The sequence below is a fragment of the Streptomyces sp. NPDC127106 genome, assembly GCF_042677605.1.
Taxonomy (GTDB): domain Bacteria; phylum Actinomycetota; class Actinomycetes; order Streptomycetales; family Streptomycetaceae; genus Streptomyces.
In genome coordinates this window covers 1-16,506 of record NZ_JBHXTC010000085.1, presented here as the reverse complement: position 1 = coordinate 16,506, position 16,506 = coordinate 1, and the positions used below count along the sequence as shown (strand labels likewise).

Below are 16,506 nucleotides of genomic sequence, written 5' to 3'. Positions count from 1 at the left end.
GCGGGCTCGCCTACGCGCCCGGGCGCCCCCCCCCCCCACACCCCCCCCCCCCCCCCCCGGGGGGGGGGGGGCCCCGCGACGGAAGCCGTGGGCGGCGCGGCGGTCAGCCGCGCAGGGCGCGCGTGAAGTTCCACGCGTCGGCGATGATGCCCTCGAGGTCGGGACGGGACGGGGTCCAGCCGAGCTTCTCGTGCGCGGCCTTGGCGGAGGCGACGAGCACGGCCGGGTCTCCGGCCCGGCGCGGGGCGACGACCTCCGGGATGTCCATGCCGGTGACCTTGCGGACGGTCTCGATGACCTCGCGGACCGAGAAGCCGCTGCCGTTGCCCAGGTTGCAGATCAGGTGCTCGCCCTCGGTGGCGGCGCCCAGGGCGGCGAGGTGGGCCTCGGCCAGGTCGGCGACGTGGATGTAGTCGCGCACGCAGGTGCCGTCCTGGGTCGGGTAGTCCTCGCCGAACACCGAGATCGACTGCCGCTCGCCCAGGGCGACCTGGAGCACCAGCGGGATCAGGTGCGTCTCGGGGTCGTGGCGTTCGCCGTACTGCCCGTACGCGCCGGCGACGTTGAAGTAGCGCAGCGACACCGCCGCGACGCCGTGGGCGGCGCACTCGCCGGTGATCATGTGGTCCACGGCCAGCTTGGACGCGCCGTACGGGTTGGTGGGGCGGGTGACGGACTCCTCCGTCAGCAGGCTCTCGGTGGGCTCGCCGTAGGTGGCGGCGGTGGAGGAGAACACCAGCTTGCGCACGCCGTGCGTGCGCATGGCGCCCAGCAGGGCGAGGGTGCCGCCGACGTTGTTGTCCCAGTACTTGGCCGGGTTCGCAACGGACTCGCCGACCTGGGAGAACGCCGCGAAGTGCAGGACGGCGTCGTAGGAGGGGTCCAGGTACCGCTCGGCGTCCTGGATGCGGCCCTCGATGAACGTCGCCCCGGCCGGGACGCCCTCGCGGAAGCCCGTGGAGAGGTCGTCGAGGACGGTGACCTCGTGTCCGGCCTCCAGCAGGTGCGCCGCGACGACGCTGCCCACGTATCCGGCGCCGCCGGTGACCATGTACTTAGAAGACGGCGTCTTGCTCACTGGCCTATCTACCTCTCGCAGGGGAAGGCACGCGCAACGGTGCGCATGCCGGTCACTGGCTTACCGGATTACGGGCGTCCGGGGAAATCGGCGTCCGTCCGCGGCAGCGCCGCCCGCTCCAGCAGACCGGTCCGGGCGGCCAGCGCGGCCGCCTCCAGCCGTGACCCGACGCCGAGCTTCATCAGCACCCGCTGCACGTGCGTACGGGCCGTGCTCGGCGCGATCTCCATGCCCGCGGCGATGAGCCGGGTGTCCTCGCCCTCGGCGACCCGGACCAGCACCTCCACCTCGCGCGGGGTGAGCAGACGCAGCAGCCGGCTGCCCTCGTCGTCGGGCGCGGCCGCGGGATTGAGGAGCTCCGCGAAGGCCCCCTGCAACAGCTGCGGGGAGATCGCGGCCTCCCCCGCCCGCGCCTTGGCCAGCGCCCGCTCGACGCCCTCGATCCGCTCGTCCTGGCGTACGTACCCGCAGGCGCCGGCGGCGAAGGCGGCGGCGATCCCGCGCGGGCTCGGCACCGGGCCGAGGACCACGACCGCGGTCTGCGGGCGCTCCCGTCTGATGCGGACCACGGGCTCGAAGACCCCCGGCTCGGCGGGGGTGGCCGTGCCCAGGAGGCAGACCTCCGGCGCGCGGCTGATCACCAGGTCGGCGGCGCCCGAGGCCGGTGCGGCCGCGGCCAGCACCCGGTGTCCGCGCAGTTTCAGGGCCGAGGCGAGCGCCTCGGCCAGCAGCCGGTGCTCGTCGACCACCATGACCCGTACGCCCATTGGGCCCCCACCCTCTCCCCTTCTGCCCCGGCAAGCTACACGCTTGTTCGACGGCGTGCGGCGGATACGGCACAGAAGCCCCCGGAAGGCGGACCTTCCGGGGGCTCCTGGTGACCGTGGATACGGCCGGGGATCAGCTGGCGCTGAAGGACACGAAGAGGTATTCCGGATCCTGCTGGCCGGAGTACGGCTTCTTCACGTTCGTGCGGGAGATGAAGAGCTTGCCGTTGTGGTAGCGGAACTCGGAGTAGTCGGGCGAGAAGGCGGTCTCGGCGCTCCGGCTCGCCTTCTCCGACGGGTTCTCCATCAGGAGGGTCTCCTTCATCGTCGTGCCGTCGATGGAGACGATCTGGCCGCCCTTGTCGTACGGGGGCACCTTGTAGGCGATGATGTTCGACCCGTCCATGCGGAGCGGGAACATGGTGTACCGCTCGCCGGCGTCGGCGCGGTCGCTGGTCTGCTTGCCGGTCTCCAGGTCGAAGGAGAGCAGCTCGTTGGTGCGGGCGAGGGAGGAGGAGTCCTTGCCCTGGTGCTCGGCCGAGGGCACGTAGACCTTGCCGTTGCCGACCACGATGCTGCTGCACTTCTCGACCTCGGAGCTGCGGCACTTGCCGCCGAAGTTTCCGGAGGCGAGCGAGATGCGCGCCTTCAGCTCGCCCTTGGGGTCGACGACGAACAGGTCGCTGACGCCGGTGCCGTTCTTGGCGGTGTTGCCGACGTCCGCGGCGACGACCAGCGGCTTGGTGGAGACGATCGAGGCCGAGTCGATGCCCTCGGAGAGCTTGTACGAGGCCGTGGGCGCGCCGGTGGCCGGGTCCAGGCTCTGCGCGTACACGCTCTGCTTGGAGCCGCTGCACGTGCGGATGACCGCGAGGGCCTCGCCGCCCGCGTAGCCGGCGTCGCGGCAGCCGTCGGGGTCGGCCTTGGGCATCCACAGCGCCTTGCCGTCGGCGAGGTTCCAGGCGGCGCCGCCCCTGCTGCCGGCTGCGGCGACCGTCTGGCCGCTGATGGTGACCTCGCTGAGCGGGGCGGGCTTGTCACCGGTGGCGCTGCCCTTGGCGTTGCCGGACCAGACGAGCTTGCCGGCGGTCAGGTCGATGACGCCGACCTCGGTGCACTGCGGGTACTTGTTCTCGGGGGTGGCCGCGACCGCTTTGAACACCACGGCCGTCTTGTTGTCGCTGATGTGCTTGGTCGCACTGCAGATCTCGCCGGGGAACGGCAGTTCCCACTTCTTGCCGCCGTCGACCAGGTTGTAGCCGACCACCTTGGACAGGTCGGTCTTGACGTAGACGGAGTCGACGAGCCAGGAACCGGGGACGGTGGTGATCTCCTCCGGTGCCGGGCTCGGGTGGTTGTACAGCGGCCGGGACTTGGTGTTGGCGGGCACCTTCTCCGAGCCGGGCACGCCGCCCGGGGCCTTGCTCGCACCGGCCGTGGGGGTGCCCTGGGGCTCGTCGCCGTCGCTGCTGTCGGAGACGTACCAGAGGCCGCCGGCGACGATCAGGACGACGGCGAGCGCCGCCGCACCGATGATCATCATCTGGGTGCGCTTCTCCCCGCCGCCGCCCGCGCCGGAGGGGCCCGGCTGCGGCTGGGCCGCCTGCATGGGCGCCGTGGGGGCGCTGTACGGGTTCGGGGCGGCGGGTCCCTGCTGCGGGTAGCCGTAGCCCTGCTGGGGGTATCCGTACGCGGGCTGCCCGGGCTGTGCCTGCGGCGGGACGGCGTGCCCGCCGGCGGGCACGGTCGGCGGCATGGCGGGCGGCCCGGCCGGCGGCGCGGCGGCCGGCTGCCGGGGGTCCACCGGCGGCTGCGGGGCGGCGGCCGGGGGCTGCTGCTGCGGCGGGACGGGCGGGGCGGCGGGCGCGGGCGGCGCGCCGAAGCCGCCGGGCGGGGGATCCTGCGGCGCGCCGAAGCCGCCGGCGGGCGGCTGATGAGGGGGCGGCGGGGTACTCATGGATTGCTACTGCCTCTCGGTGGGCGGCTCGGTGGACTCGTTCACTTGCCGAAGACCATCAGGAGCTTCTCTTCCGTGCCCTGGGCTCGCAGGGTGAGGACGGAGATGTAGAAGCGGCCGCCCACGTAGTCGATGTTCTGGCCGTAGAAGGAGCTCTCGATCGGGGCGGCGGCGCCGGAGGGGTGGCGCAGCAGGGCGGTGGGCGTGCCCCCGGTGGCCGGGAACGCCACGACTTCGCCGCCCTTGTCGACCTCGGCCGACCGGTAGGCGATCAGCTGCCCGTTCTCGGCCTTGATCGGGGTGAGGGTGCGGTTCTCCCCGGCCGGGGTGCGCCACTTGGCCTTGCCGGTGCCCAGGTCGAAGGCGACGATCTCGTTGGCCTTGCCGCTGTCCGTGCTGGTCGGCATGTAGAGGGTGCCGCCGTCGACGACGGTGCTGCGGCAGACCTCGATGGACCTGAGGAGCCCGGGGTCGCACTCGGTGGCGAACTTGCCCTCGCCGCTCACGGTGGCGCGCTGCTTCCCGTCGGGTCCGAGGACCACGATGGAGCGCTCGGTCTTCTGCTCGTTGCCGATGTCGAGGACGACCGGGTCGAGCGAGTAGACGCTGGTGACCGCGTAGCCGACGGGGAGGTGGTAGGTCCAGGCCTTCTTGCCGGTGACCGGGTCGACGCCCGAGACCTCGCGCTTCCTGTCCTGGTCGCGGCACACGGCGGTCGCGATCAACTTGTTGTTGTGGCCGACGTACGCGTCGGGCTTGCAGCCCTCGGCGGACGCGCTGCCGAACAGTTTGTCGCCGGTGCTGATCTTGAAGGCGCTGGCGGTGGGGGTGCGGTTGACGATGACGGTGTCGCCGGTCAGCCCGAGGGTGGGGCTGGTCATGAGGTCGAAGGCCTCCTCCTTGGGGACCTCCTTCGACCAGCCCTCCTTGCCCGTCTTCAGGTCGACGAGCCGCATCTGGTTGCAGACGGCGTTCTCGGACTCGATGTCCTTGTACAGGACGACGGTCTTGCCGTCGGCGGTGGCCTGCGGGGTGACGGAGCAGATCGGGGTGGGGAAGGCGAGGGTCCACTTCTCCTTGCCGTCGGCGGCCCCGTAGGCGGTGATGTTCTTCCACACGCTCTTGACGACGGTGTCACCGACGATCCACTGGCCCTTGGCCATGACGCCCGAGCCCGGGCCGTCGACCTTGGCGGTCTTGAGCCAGAGGACCTTGTCCTCGCCCTGCTTGCGCCCGGCGTTGAGGTCCTCGGCGGCCTCGGAGCCGTTGCCGCTGCCGTCGCCCTTGTCGGGGGTGGCGGAGGGCTTGGGGTCGGCGGGCGGGGAACTCTGGGCGGCCGGCGCGGCCTGGCCCTTCTCCTCGCCGCCCGCGAGGAGGGCGTACCCGCCAATGCCGAGGAGGAGCGCGCCGGCGGCCGCGGCCGCGGCGATGACGGTGGTGCGTCGGCGGCCGGGCGCGGTGCCCGGACCCTGGGGCGCGCCGGACGGCGACGGGAAGGAGTACGCGGGCTGCCCCATGGGCGTGGTGGGGGGCTGCGACTGGGCGTACGGGTTGGGGCCTTGCGGGGGCGTGCCGTACGAGGGCTGCGGCGGGCCCGGGAGGTGCCCGTAACCGTCCGGTGCAGGCGGCTGGTTCGGCGGCTGGGGCTGCTCGGTCATCAGCGCGTACCTTCGGGCGTCGGGTGTGGGGTGCGGGGAGATCACCTTTCTACCACTGCTGCCGGGAGGACGCCGGACCGGTCGCACCCCTGTTCCCAAGGGCGGACCGGCCTGTGACAGCGTCGTTATCGGGCCGGTTGGCCGCTGCGCCTGCGAACCGTCAGGCCTCCTCGGCCAGCTCCAGCCAGCGCATCTCCAACTCGTCCCGCTCCGCCATGAGTTCGCGCAGCTCCGCATCGAGCTTGGCCACCTTCGCGAAGTCCGTGGCGTTCTCGGCGATCTGGGCGTGCAGGTTGGTCTCGCGGTCGGCCATCTTGTTGAGCTGCCGCTCGATGCGCTGCAGTTCCTTCTTCGCGGCGCGGGCGTCGCCCGCGGAGGTCGACTTCGGCGCGACCGGGGCGGGCGCGGGGGCGGCCGCCTCGATCATCTTCTGGCGGCGCTCCAGGTACTCGTCGAGACCGCGCGGCAGCATCCGCAGGGTCGTGTCGCCGAGCAGCGCCATCACCGTGTCGGTGGTGCGCTCGATGAAGAACCGGTCGTGCGAGATCACGATCATCGAGCCGGGCCAGCCGTCGAGGAGGTCCTCCAGCTGCGTGAGGGTCTCGATGTCCAGGTCGTTGGTGGGCTCGTCGAGGAAGAGCACGTTCGGCTCGTCCATCAGCAGCCGCAGGATCTGCAGGCGGCGGCGCTCACCACCGGAGAGGTCGCCGACCGGCGTCCACTGCTTCTCCTTGGTGAAGCCGAACTGCTCGCACAGCTGACCGGCGGTCATCTCGCGGCCCTTGCCGAGGTCGACGCGGTCGCGGACGCGCTGGACGGCCTCCAGGACCCGCAGGGACGGGTCGAGTTCGCCGACCTCCTGGGAGAGGTACGCCAGCTTGACCGTCTTGCCGACGGTGACGGTGCCGGCGGCGGGCTGGACCTCGCCCTGGGTGCGGGCCGCCTCGGCGAGGGCGCGCAGCAGTGAGGTCTTGCCGGCGCCGTTGACGCCGACGAGGCCGATGCGGTCGCCGGGGCCGAGGTGCCAGGTGAGGTGCTTGAGCAGGGTCTTCGGGCCGGCCTGGACGGTCACGTCCTCCAGGTCGAACACGGTCTTGCCGAGGCGGGCGTTGGCGAACCGCATCAGCTCGGAGGTGTCGCGCGGCGGCGGCACGTCCGCGATGAGGGCGTTCGCGGCCTCGATGCGGTAGCGCGGCTTGGAGGTGCGGGCGGGGGCGCCGCGGCGCAGCCAGGCCAGCTCCTTGCGCATCAGGTTCTGCCGCTTGACCTCCTCGGTGGCGGCGATCCGCTCCCGCTCGGCGCGGGCGAAGACGTAGTCGCTGTAGCCGCCCTCGTACTCGTAGACGCTGCCGCGCTGGACGTCCCACATGCGCGTGCAGACCTGGTCGAGGAACCAGCGGTCGTGGGTGACGCAGACGAGGGAGGAGCGGCGCTGCTGGAGGTGCTGGGCCAGCCAGGAGATGCCCTCGACGTCGAGGTGGTTGGTGGGCTCGTCGAGGACGATGAGGTCCTGGTCCTCGATGAGCAGCTTGGCGAGGGCGATGCGGCGGCGCTCGCCACCGGAGAGCGGGCCGATGACGGTGTCCAGGCCGCGGTCGAAGCCGGGCAGGTCCAGGCTGCCGAACAGGCCGGTCAGGACGTCGCGGATCTTCGCGTTGCCGGCCCACTCGTGGTCGGCCATGTCCTTGATGATCTCGTGGCGGATCGTCGCGGCGGGGTCGAGCGAGTCGTGCTGGGTGAGGACGCCCATGCGCAGGGCGCCGCTCTGGGTGACCCGCCCGGCGTCGGGCTCCTCCAGGCGGGCCAGCATGCGGATCAGCGTGGTCTTGCCGTCGCCGTTGCGGCCCACGACACCGATCCGGTCCCCCTCGGACACGCCGAGGGAGATGCCGTCGAGCAGGGTACGGGTGCCGTACACCTTGCTGACTGCCTCGACATTGACCAGATTGACGGCCATCAGACGCGCTCCAGGTGGGGTACCCCCGGACGGGGGTCCGGGGGAGGGTGTGGATCAGCCCCTCAGCCTAACCCTCCGGGACGGGGCGGAGCGTTCCACCAGGTACCAGCCGCCGAGTGCCATGGCAATGGCGGCGGGGGCCGTGACGGGCAGTGCGACGAGGGTGGCGGAGTGGCCCTCGAAGAGGCCGCCGAGGCCGGTCATGGACAGGCCGAGGATGCCCAGCAGGCACAGGGTGATGCCGGCGGCGGCCCGCGGCGAGGAGCCGGCGGCGGGGGCGGGTCCGCCGGCGGCGGGGGCGGCCGCGGGTGCCGGGGTCGGGGTCGGGGTCGGGGCTTCGAAGCGGCGGAAGGCGGCGACGAGCAGCCCGGTCAGCGCCGCGGCGAGCAGGAGCCGTACGGGCACCTGGGCCCACCAGGCGGCGGAGGCGGGCTCGGGCAGCCGCATGCCGAGGGCGAGCTGGGCGGCGTACACGGCGAGCATGGCGGTGAGGTGCCACAGGAAGGCGGTCATGGCGATCCCGTTGGCGGCGACCACGCCCCGCCAGACGCGGGGCCGGGCCAGCAGCCGCGCAGCGGGTGCCCCGAGCAGCTCGACGGCACCGACGAGCCACAGCCCGTGGCAGAGCAGGGCGAGGGTGGGCGGCGCCATGTTGGACACCTTTTCGCCGGGCATCCCGACCATGGAGAGCGGGTACGGCCCGTAGGCGACGAGCAGCGCGGCCCCCGCCAGTCCGGCGGCGGCGAGGACGGTGGGACGCAGGAGGCGGGTGCGGCCGGTGGGGGTGATGCGGCCGTCGGCGCGCAGGAAGCCGAGCTGGTGCACGGCGAGCCAGACGAAGGCGAAGTTCAGGAACTCCACGTAGGGCACCCCGGCCGCGAACCGGAGCAGGTCGACGGCTGCGGCGGCCCCGGCGAGCGCGGCGAAGGCTCCCCAGCCCCAGCGCCGGTGCAGCCCGAGCAGGGGCGGGGTGAGGGCCACCATGGCGAGGTAGATGCCGATGAACCACAGCGGCTGGGTGACCAGCCTGAGGGCGGCCCCGGAGAGCCGGCCGTCCCCGCGTCCGGCGGCCTGGACGGCGAGCGCGGCCGCGGTCCAGACGAGGACGAAGACGAGCGTGGGGCGCAGCAGCCGCCGCAGCCGCGCCCGCAGGAAGGCGGCGTAGACGCCCCGGCCGCCGGCCTTCCGCTCCAGCGAGCGGTACGACAGGGCGTGCGAGAACCCGCCGACGAAGAAGAACACCGGCATGATCTGCAGCGCCCACGTCAGCATCTGGAGCCCGGGGACGAGGGCGAGCAGGTTCCCTATCCCGTCGCCGCTCACCGCGGCCATCAGCCAGTGCCCGAGCACGACGGTGGCCAGCGAGGCGACGCGCAGGAGGTCGACGTACCGGTCCCGCGTCGCGGGGGTCGCCTCGGCCAGGTCCCGTGCACTCATGTCCATGCCGGTACGCTCCCGCGCGCCCGGGGCCCGGGACCAGAGCGCTGGTACTCATTTCCGGTCTGGGTACCGGGTGGTTCAGGAGTTGAGGACGGCCGCGACGACGGGGCCGGCCGCATCGCCGCCGTGGCCGCCGCCCTCGACCATCGCGGCCGCGGCCACGTCGCCGTTGAAGCCGGTGAACCAGCTGTCGGGGCTGCCCGCGCCGTCGACCTCGGCCGAGCCGGTCTTCGCGCCCTTGTCGGAGCCGCGGACGGTGCCCATCACCTCGGCGGCGGTGCCACTGGAGGCGGTCATCTTCATCATCCCCACCACCTGCTGGGCGACCGCGGGCTGCATGCGGCGCTCGGCGCGTGCGATCGGGCGGCCGTCGAGGTCCGGTGCGACGATCACCGGCTGGTTGAACCGGCCGGTGCGGGCGGTGGCCGTGATGGAGGCGACGTTGAGCGGGTTCATGGTGATCTGTCCCTGCCCGATGTAGGCCGCGGCGGCTGCCGCGCCGGTCGCCGCGGGGACCTTGCCGTCGACGGAACGGACGCCGGTCTTCCAGTCGAGTCCGATGCCGAAGACCTCGCGGGCTTCCTTCGACAGTGCGGCGTCGTCGCGGACGTCGTCGATCCGCTTGATGAAGGAGGTGTTGCAGGAGCGGGCGAAACCGGTGGCGAAGGTGGCGTCGGCGGGCAGGTCGAAGTTCTTCAGGTTGTGGAAGGAGCGGCCGCCCCAGGACGCCTCCTTGGTGCACTCCGCCGGCTGGTTCGCCCCCGCCTTGCCGCGGTCGATGAGCATCGCCGCCGTGACGATCTTCATGGTGGAGCCGGGGGCCCGGGCGCCCTCCATGGCCGCGTTGAAGCCGTCCTTGCGGTGGTTGGCGATGGCCAGGATGTGTCCGCTGCTCGGCTTGACGGCGGCCACCGAGGCTTCGGGGAACCGGGCGACGGCCTGCTCGGCAGCGGCCTGGATCCGCGCGTCGAGCGTGGTCTTCAGCATGCCGGGCTCGCCCTCGGCCAGGGTCAGCAGGGTGCGCTTCGGCGCGTCCTGCGTGGCCGGCTCGATCCACAGCTCGGCCCCGGCCCGGCCGCCGGCCTTGGCGCCGTAGGTCTGCCGCAGCTGGTCCAGGACCGGGCGCAGCGAGGGGTACTTCTCGGCGGTGAGCTCCTCGCCGTTGCGGTCGACGGCCTTGACCGGCGGCGTGGCGGGGGCGCCTGCGCGCAGTCTCTCGTCCTTGCCGAGCTGCGGGTGGATGACCGAGGGCTGCCAGTCGACGAGGGGTTTGCCGCTGGTCAACCCGCGGACGACGGTCAACTTGGAGTCGTAGGCGAGCGGTTTGCTCGCGCCCTCGTAGGTGATCTCGGCGGTGACGGTGAACGGGACGGTGGCCCCGGTCGCGGTGCCCGGGGTGATGACGGCCTTGGCCACGTGGGCCTGGGCCCGGTAGTCGGCGACGGCGGTCTGGGCCGCCTGCTGGTTGTTGGTCAGCCGGGCCGCGGCGGCCGCGTCCCCGGCGGCCCAGGCGTCGAGGAAGGCCTTGGCGGTGCCGGCGGCCTCCTGATCGGTGATCGGGCCACCGCCCTTCGCGGACCGGATGGCGGCGTCCTTGCCGCCGCCGCTGCCGCTGCCGCTGCCGGCGTCGCTCACCAGTGTGTAGGCCCCGTACCCGGCCCCGCCCAGCATCGCGAGGAACACCCCGCCGATGATGGCCCCCTTCGCCGCCCCGTTCACGTCACGTCCTCCCCGTCGGATCCCCCGGGTCCCTGAACGCGTTCAAAGACCCCTCGGTACGGACCTTACGCGGCGTAGGGATGCCGTGCACACCTTGTTACTGGAGGGTGATATTCCGAAAGCCCCTGCGCGCGGAGGCACGCGCCCCACCGACCATCGATCGACCTCGCTCGTCCTGCCGGCGCAGCGCCCGACCGTCGGACCACCCCAGGCCCTTCCGGGTGCGCTTCCCTGCCGCCAAACGGAACGACCGTGCCGGTCGCAGCCCTCGACGAAGAAGGGCTGCGACCGGCACGGTCGCACCAGACCGCTAGACCCAGGTGTCCAGCCACATGCGGCTGCGCCAGGAGTCCATCGGGATCGTCTCGCCCGTGTACACCGGCCAGAAGTAGATGAAGTTCCAGACGATCAGCAGCACCAGCACGCCCGCCGCGATCGCGCCCAGCGCGCGCCTGCGCTCCGAGGAGCCCGCCGGGCCCAGCAGCGCCCCGACCGTCATCGCCACCGCCAGGCACAGGTACGGGACGAAGACCACCGCGTAGAAGAAGAAGATGGTCCGCTCCTGGTAGTTGAACCAGGGCAGCAGGCCCGCGCCCAGCGCGCACGCGATCGCACCCGCCCGCCAGTCGCGGCGGAAGAACCACCGCCACAGCACGTACAGCAGCGCGAAACAGCCGGCCCACCACAGCAGCGGCGTGCCCAGGGCCAGCACCTCGCGGGCGCACTTGCCGGCTTCCGTCGCCGGGCAGCCGTCCGTGCCGGGGTCGGGGGACTCGTAGAAGTACGAGACCGGGCGGCCCAGGACGAGCCAGCTCCACGGGTTCGACTCGTAGGTGTGCCCCGACGTCAGACCCACGTGGAACTTGTAGACCTCCGTCTCGTAGTGCCACAGGCTGCGCAGCCATTCCGGCAGGAAGGACAGGGCGCTGCCCTGGTCCTGCTTGGCGGCCCAGTCGCGGAAGTACCCGCCCTTGCCGTCGTCCGGGCTGAGGATCCAGCCCGTCCAGGAAGCGACGTACACCGTGATCGCGACCGGGACGGTGGAGACGAACGCCGGCAGCGCGTCCCGGCGCAGCATCGCCGCGTACGGGGCCCCGGCTCCCGCGGTGCGGCGCGCGGCCGCGTCCCACAGCACCGTGAGCACACCGAAGAAGGCGAGCGCGATCAGGCCGTTCCACTTGGTGCCGAAGGCCAGGCCGAGGCAGACGCCGGCCAGGATCCGGTAGGGGCGCCAGCCCAGCCGCAGCGTCTCGGCGACGGCCGCGTCCGGCCTGCTGCGGCCCTCGTCGTCCACGGGCAGGGCGGCCGCGAGTCTGGCCCGCGCCCGGTCCCGGTCGATCAGCAGCGCTCCGAAGGCGGCCAGCACGAAGAACATCAGCACCAGGTCGAGCAGGGCGGCGCGGCTCATCACCAGGTGCAGGCCGTCCACCGCCAGCAGCGTGCCCGCCAGGCAGCCGAGGAAGGTGGAACGGAACAGCCGGCGCCCGATCCGGCACAGCATCAGCACCGACAGGGTGCCGAGCACGGCGGTCATGAACCGCCATCCGAACGGGGTGAAGCCGAACATCCACTCGCCGAGCCCGATGACCCACTTGCCGACCGGCGGGTGCACCACGTATCCGGGATCCGCCGGCAGGGCGACCCCGTCGGGGTTGGCGAGGATCGACTTGTCGATGTCCTTGGGCCAGCTCGCCTCGTAGCCCTGCCGGATCGTGGCCCAGGCGTCCTTGGCGTAGTACGTCTCGTCGAATATCACCGCCTTCGGGCCGCCCAGGTTCACGAACCGCAGCACCCCGGCGACCAGCGCCACCAGCACCGGCCCGACCCACGCCATGACGCGCTGCCAGGTGTCCGCCGCCGCGGCGGGGATCCCGAGCGCCGCCCACAGCTGCGCGGAGGGCCGGGCGTACGGAGGCACCAGGCGGGCGCGGACATCCGGCCGCCGCGCGCCGGCGGGCGGCGCGTAGCCGAAGCCGCGCAGGCGGCGCAGCCAGGTGGACGGCTCTTCTTCGCGCCCCGCGACCGGGGCGGGCGGGGCCCCCGCAGGGTTGGGCGGCGGCGTCGCGGTACTGGTCACCGGGTCATCGTAGGGAACGCGGCTGTGCGAACCCCAGTGCCGCAGACGGCCGGTGCCCGCACCGGGCGGCACGGGCGGGGGCGGCCGGCCCGGCTGAGAGGATGGACGGGTGACGACTGACCAGCCCATCGGCTCCGAAACCCCCGCACATCCCGCACGCACCGACGCCTCCCGGGCCCCCGGCCGCGGCTCCGACTCGGGGGCGGGCGTGCTCGTGCTCGCCGGCACCCCGATCGGCGACCTGGCCGACGCCCCGCCCCGGCTCGCGGCCGAGCTGGAGCGGGCCGACGTGGTCGCCGCCGAGGACACCCGGCGGCTGCGCCGGCTGACCCAGGGGCTCGGCGTGCACACCTCCGGGCGCGTCGTGTCGTACTTCGAGGGCAACGAGTCGGCGCGCACCCCCGAGCTGGTGGAGGCGCTGCGGGAGGGCAAGCGGGTGCTGCTGGTCACCGACGCCGGCATGCCGTCCGTCTCCGACCCCGGGTACCGGCTGGTCGCCGCCGCCGTGGAGCAGGACGTCCGGGTCACCGCCGTGCCGGGGCCGTCGGCCGTGCTCACCGCGCTCGCCCTGTCCGGGCTGCCCGTCGACCGGTTCTGTTTCGAGGGCTTCCTGCCGCGCAAGGCCGGCGAACGCCTCGGCCGGCTGCGCGAGGTCGAGGGCGAGCGCCGCACGCTCGTCTACTTCGAGGCCCCGCACCGGCTCGACGACACCCTGGCCGCCATGGCCGAGGTGTTCGGTCCCGACCGGCGGGCCGCCGTCTGCCGCGAGCTGACCAAGACGTACGAGGAGGTGAAGCGGGGCGGTCTCGGCGAGCTGGCGGCCTGGGCCGCCGAGGGCGTGCGCGGGGAGATCACCATTGTGGTGGAGGGCGCGCCCGCCGCCGGCCCCGGCGACGTCGACGCCGAGGAGCTGGTGCGTCGGGTGCGGGTGCGCGAGGAGGCGGGCGAGCGGCGGAAAGAAGCCATTGCGGCGGTCGCAGCCGAGGCCGGCGTACCCAAGCGGGAGGTCTTCGACGCGGTCGTCGCGGCAAAGAATGCGGCCGGAAACATGCAGTGAGAAGGTAAAGAGCTAATCTGAAAAGCAAAGCTCAGACCGCGCACCGCGCGCTTTGGGCATGAGTGGCCCAAGGGCCGTCCAACACTGGACATGGCCTGATGCGCTCCTGCCCGAAGAGGCGTCCACTGGCATTGGCACAGTGGAACAAGAGGAGCTGGCATGAGTGAGATCGCAGACACCTCGATACCCGCCCCCGCACCCGCGCCCACGCCGGCGTCCCCGCCCGTGGCCCCCGGCGTGCGGATCGTGCACGAGGCCTACTCCTTCGCGTGCATGAGGTGCGGATTCGCCTGGGAGCAGGGCTACCAGATCGAGCACCACACCGACGGCAGGGGCCAGCCCTTCATCCTGTACAGGGTCGAGGGCGAGCGGGTGCCCTCCCCGCTGTCCAACCCGACCTGCCAGAACTGCGGCGGCCACGTGGTGCGGATCATGCGCGCGGGGCAGGTCTCGTCCGTACTGGGCACGATCGACAAGCTCTGGCACCACCGCATCGCACCCGGGATCGCCGGCCCGGTGCCGGCCGGGGCGAACGAGCCGCGCGCCGCGAAGGCGCGCCACAAGCCGCCGCACGAGGGCCCCGGACCCGTGCCCGTGGACACGGAGCTGGACGCGGAGCAGGAGCGCCGCGGACCGCTCGCCCGCCTGCTGCGGAAACTGCGCCGGTCATAAGATCGGCCGCATGAGCCCTGCCAGCCCCTCCGCCTCCGCCTCCGCCAAGGACACCCGCAACGACCGGGACGCCCGGAACGACCGGGACGCCCGGAACGACCGGGACACCCCGCCGCCGCTGCCGGAACCTCTCCGCGTGGCGGTGGCGGATTCGCACACCCACCTGGACATGCAGTCCGGCACCGTCGAGGAGGGCCTCGCCAAGGCCGCCTCCGTCGGGGTGACCACCGTCGTGCAGGTGGGCTGCGACGTGAAGGGGTCCCGCTGGGCCGCCGAGACCGCCGCCGCGTACGAGAACGTCCACGCGGCGGTGGCCCTGCACCCGAACGAGGCCCCCCGCATCGTCCTCGGGGACCCCGACGGCTGGTCGCGGCAGGGCGCCCGGGCGGGCGGCGGCGAGGCCGCGCTCGACGAGGCGCTGGCCGAGATCGAGGCGCTCGCGCAGCTCGCCCACGTCAAGGCAGTCGGCGAGACCGGGCTGGACTACTTCCGCACCGGGCCCGAGGGCATGGCGGCGCAGGAGCGTTCCTTCCGCGCCCACATCGAGATCGCCAAGCGGCAGGGCAAGGCGCTGGTCATCCACGACCGCGACGCCCACGCGGACGTGCTGCGCGTGCTGCGCGAGGAGGGCGCGCCCGAGCGGACGGTCTTCCACTGCTACTCCGGCGACGCCGACATGGCCCGCGAGTGCGCGGCCGCCGGCTACTACATGTCCTTCGCCGGGACCGTCACGTTCAAGAACGCCCAGCCGCTGCGGGACGCCCTCGCCGTGGCCCCGCTGGAGCTGGTCCTCGTCGAGACGGACGCCCCGTACCTCACTCCGGCGCCGTACCGCGGACGGCCCAACGCGCCGTACCTCGTTCCGCTGACGGTCCGGGCGATGGCCGCGGTCCGGGGGATCGACGAGGACGCGATGGCCACCGCGCTGGCGGCGAACACGGCCCGCGCCTTCGACTACTGATACCGAACGACCCTCCGCCCCCCTGCCGCCCCCTCCCTCCGCTACTCCGACACGCTGGGTAGCTGCACGACTTTGGAGAGTCACCGCGGCTCCGCTAGGGTGCCGTGCCCGAAACCGTAGGCGGGCCGGACCAGTGGAGCGAGCGTCGTGAGCGAGAGTCCTTACACCGGGGTCTACGGGCCCGCCGCCGACCCCCGCCTTCCCTGGCCGCCGTACGCGGCCCTGCCCACGGAGCCCGGCCCGGCCCCGGCCCCTGCCCCCGCCGCGGAGCTGGCCCTGGCCCCCGGGCCCGGAGGCAGTACGCCCGCGGCGGCGGCCGGGCCCGTCCTGGACGACGGCCCGGCTTGGCTGGCCGATCCGTGGCCGCGCCCGGCTCCGGGCCCGGGGCACGGGTGGGCCCCCGGAACCGGGGCCGGGGCGGATCCGGGCCCGGGGCCCGGTGCGGGACTGCCGCCCGGCCCGCCCACCGAGCCGGACCCGGCCGTGGCCGCGGCAGCGGCAGCGGCAGCGGCCTTGGAGCTGGCCCTGGATCCCGGCCCCGGGACCGACCCGGGCGGCGGCCCCTGGTGGGATCCCGGGGCGGAGCCGGATCCGGGCGCCGGCGGTGGGGCGGGGGCGGCCACGGAGGACGGTGTTCCGGGGCCGCGGAGAGGGGCACGCCGGCGGAAACCGCCGGAGGCGGCCGTCCCGGGGCGGCGGGCCCGCGCGCGCACCGGGACGGCGGAGGCCGCCGCCCCGGTGGCCCTGGCCGTGGCCGGCACGGGCCGCCGCCGCGCGGGCGCACCGCCCCAGGGCCCGCCCGGACCCGACACCCCCGGCTCCACCGCCCCCGCGGCCGCGGCGGTGGCGGTGACCGTGGCCGCGACGGCCCCCGGCACCGGCCGCCGTCGCGCGGGCGCGCCACCCGACGGCCCGCCCGGGCCCGCCGCCCCCGGCACGGGCCGCCGGCGCCGGGCCCCCCCCCCCGGCGCGGGGGGGGGGGGGGGCGCGCGGGGCGGGGGGGGGGGGCCCCCCCCCCCGGGCCCCCGCGCCCGCCCCCCCCCCCCCCCCCCCCCCCCGCGGCCCGCCCCCCCCCCCGGGCCCCCCCGCCACGACCGGGACACCCCGCCGCCGCTGCCGGAACCTCTCCGCGTGGCGGTGGCGGATTCGCACACCCACCTGGA

The 16,506-nt window shown here is 73.7% G+C and carries 11 protein-coding genes; 3 read left to right on the top strand and 8 right to left on the bottom strand.

Going from position 1 to position 16,506, the window contains the following annotated elements:
- Window positions 1–103: 103 nt before the first annotated feature.
- From galE to ACFVGY_RS35635, 8 genes are all read right to left on the bottom strand, one after another.
- Entirely contained in the window at window positions 104–1,051 is a 948-nt protein-coding gene (gene galE / locus ACFVGY_RS35670; protein ID WP_385686075.1) for a UDP-glucose 4-epimerase GalE, read from the bottom strand.
- 95 nt (window positions 1,052–1,146) lie between these two features.
- Complete coding sequence (locus tag ACFVGY_RS35665) at window positions 1,147–1,845, bottom strand: response regulator transcription factor (RefSeq protein ID WP_385686060.1); 699 nt, start codon at window positions 1,843–1,845, stop codon at window positions 1,147–1,149.
- Window positions 1,846–1,978: 133 nt separating this feature from the next.
- Window positions 1,979–3,802: a PQQ-binding-like beta-propeller repeat protein gene (locus ACFVGY_RS35660; protein WP_385686058.1), complete on the bottom strand. Its 1,824-nt coding sequence runs from the start codon at window positions 3,800–3,802 to the stop codon at window positions 1,979–1,981.
- 41 nt (window positions 3,803–3,843) lie between these two features.
- Window positions 3,844–5,460 carry a PQQ-binding-like beta-propeller repeat protein gene (locus ACFVGY_RS35655; protein ID WP_385686055.1) on the bottom strand — a complete coding sequence of 539 codons (1,617 nt, stop codon included), beginning with the start codon at window positions 5,458–5,460 and terminating at the stop codon, window positions 3,844–3,846.
- A gap of 160 nt (window positions 5,461–5,620) precedes the next feature.
- Complete coding sequence (locus tag ACFVGY_RS35650) at window positions 5,621–7,417, bottom strand: ABC-F family ATP-binding cassette domain-containing protein (RefSeq protein ID WP_385686053.1); 1,797 nt, start codon at window positions 7,415–7,417, stop codon at window positions 5,621–5,623.
- Window positions 7,418–7,471: 54 nt separating this feature from the next.
- Window positions 7,472–8,860: an acyltransferase gene (locus ACFVGY_RS35645; RefSeq protein ID WP_385686050.1), complete on the bottom strand. Its 1,389-nt coding sequence runs from the start codon at window positions 8,858–8,860 to the stop codon at window positions 7,472–7,474.
- A 75-nt stretch (window positions 8,861–8,935) separates the two neighbouring features.
- A complete protein-coding gene (locus ACFVGY_RS35640; protein WP_385686047.1) occupies window positions 8,936–10,576 on the bottom strand; it encodes a penicillin-binding transpeptidase domain-containing protein in 1,641 nt (546 codons plus the stop codon).
- Window positions 10,577–10,886: 310 nt separating this feature from the next.
- Window positions 10,887–12,653: a dolichyl-phosphate-mannose--protein mannosyltransferase gene (locus tag ACFVGY_RS35635; protein ID WP_385686044.1), complete on the bottom strand. Its 1,767-nt coding sequence runs from the start codon at window positions 12,651–12,653 to the stop codon at window positions 10,887–10,889.
- A 208-nt stretch (window positions 12,654–12,861) separates the two neighbouring features.
- On the opposite strand from ACFVGY_RS35635, the gene rsmI reads away from it, so the two are divergent.
- The 3 genes from rsmI to ACFVGY_RS35620 all read left to right on the top strand — a co-directional run bounded on the left by rsmI (window position 12,862) and on the right by ACFVGY_RS35620 (window position 15,343).
- Window positions 12,862–13,710, top strand: coding sequence for a 16S rRNA (cytidine(1402)-2'-O)-methyltransferase (gene rsmI / locus ACFVGY_RS35630; RefSeq protein ID WP_385686072.1), 849 nt, complete (start codon window positions 12,862–12,864; stop codon window positions 13,708–13,710).
- A gap of 159 nt (window positions 13,711–13,869) precedes the next feature.
- Window positions 13,870–14,382 (top strand): hypothetical protein, encoded by a 513-nt coding sequence (locus ACFVGY_RS35625; RefSeq protein ID WP_385686042.1) that lies wholly within the window; start codon window positions 13,870–13,872, stop codon window positions 14,380–14,382.
- 10 nt (window positions 14,383–14,392) lie between these two features.
- Entirely contained in the window at window positions 14,393–15,343 is a 951-nt protein-coding gene (locus ACFVGY_RS35620; RefSeq protein ID WP_385686039.1) for a TatD family hydrolase, read from the top strand.
- Window positions 15,344–16,506 lie beyond the last annotated feature (1,163 nt).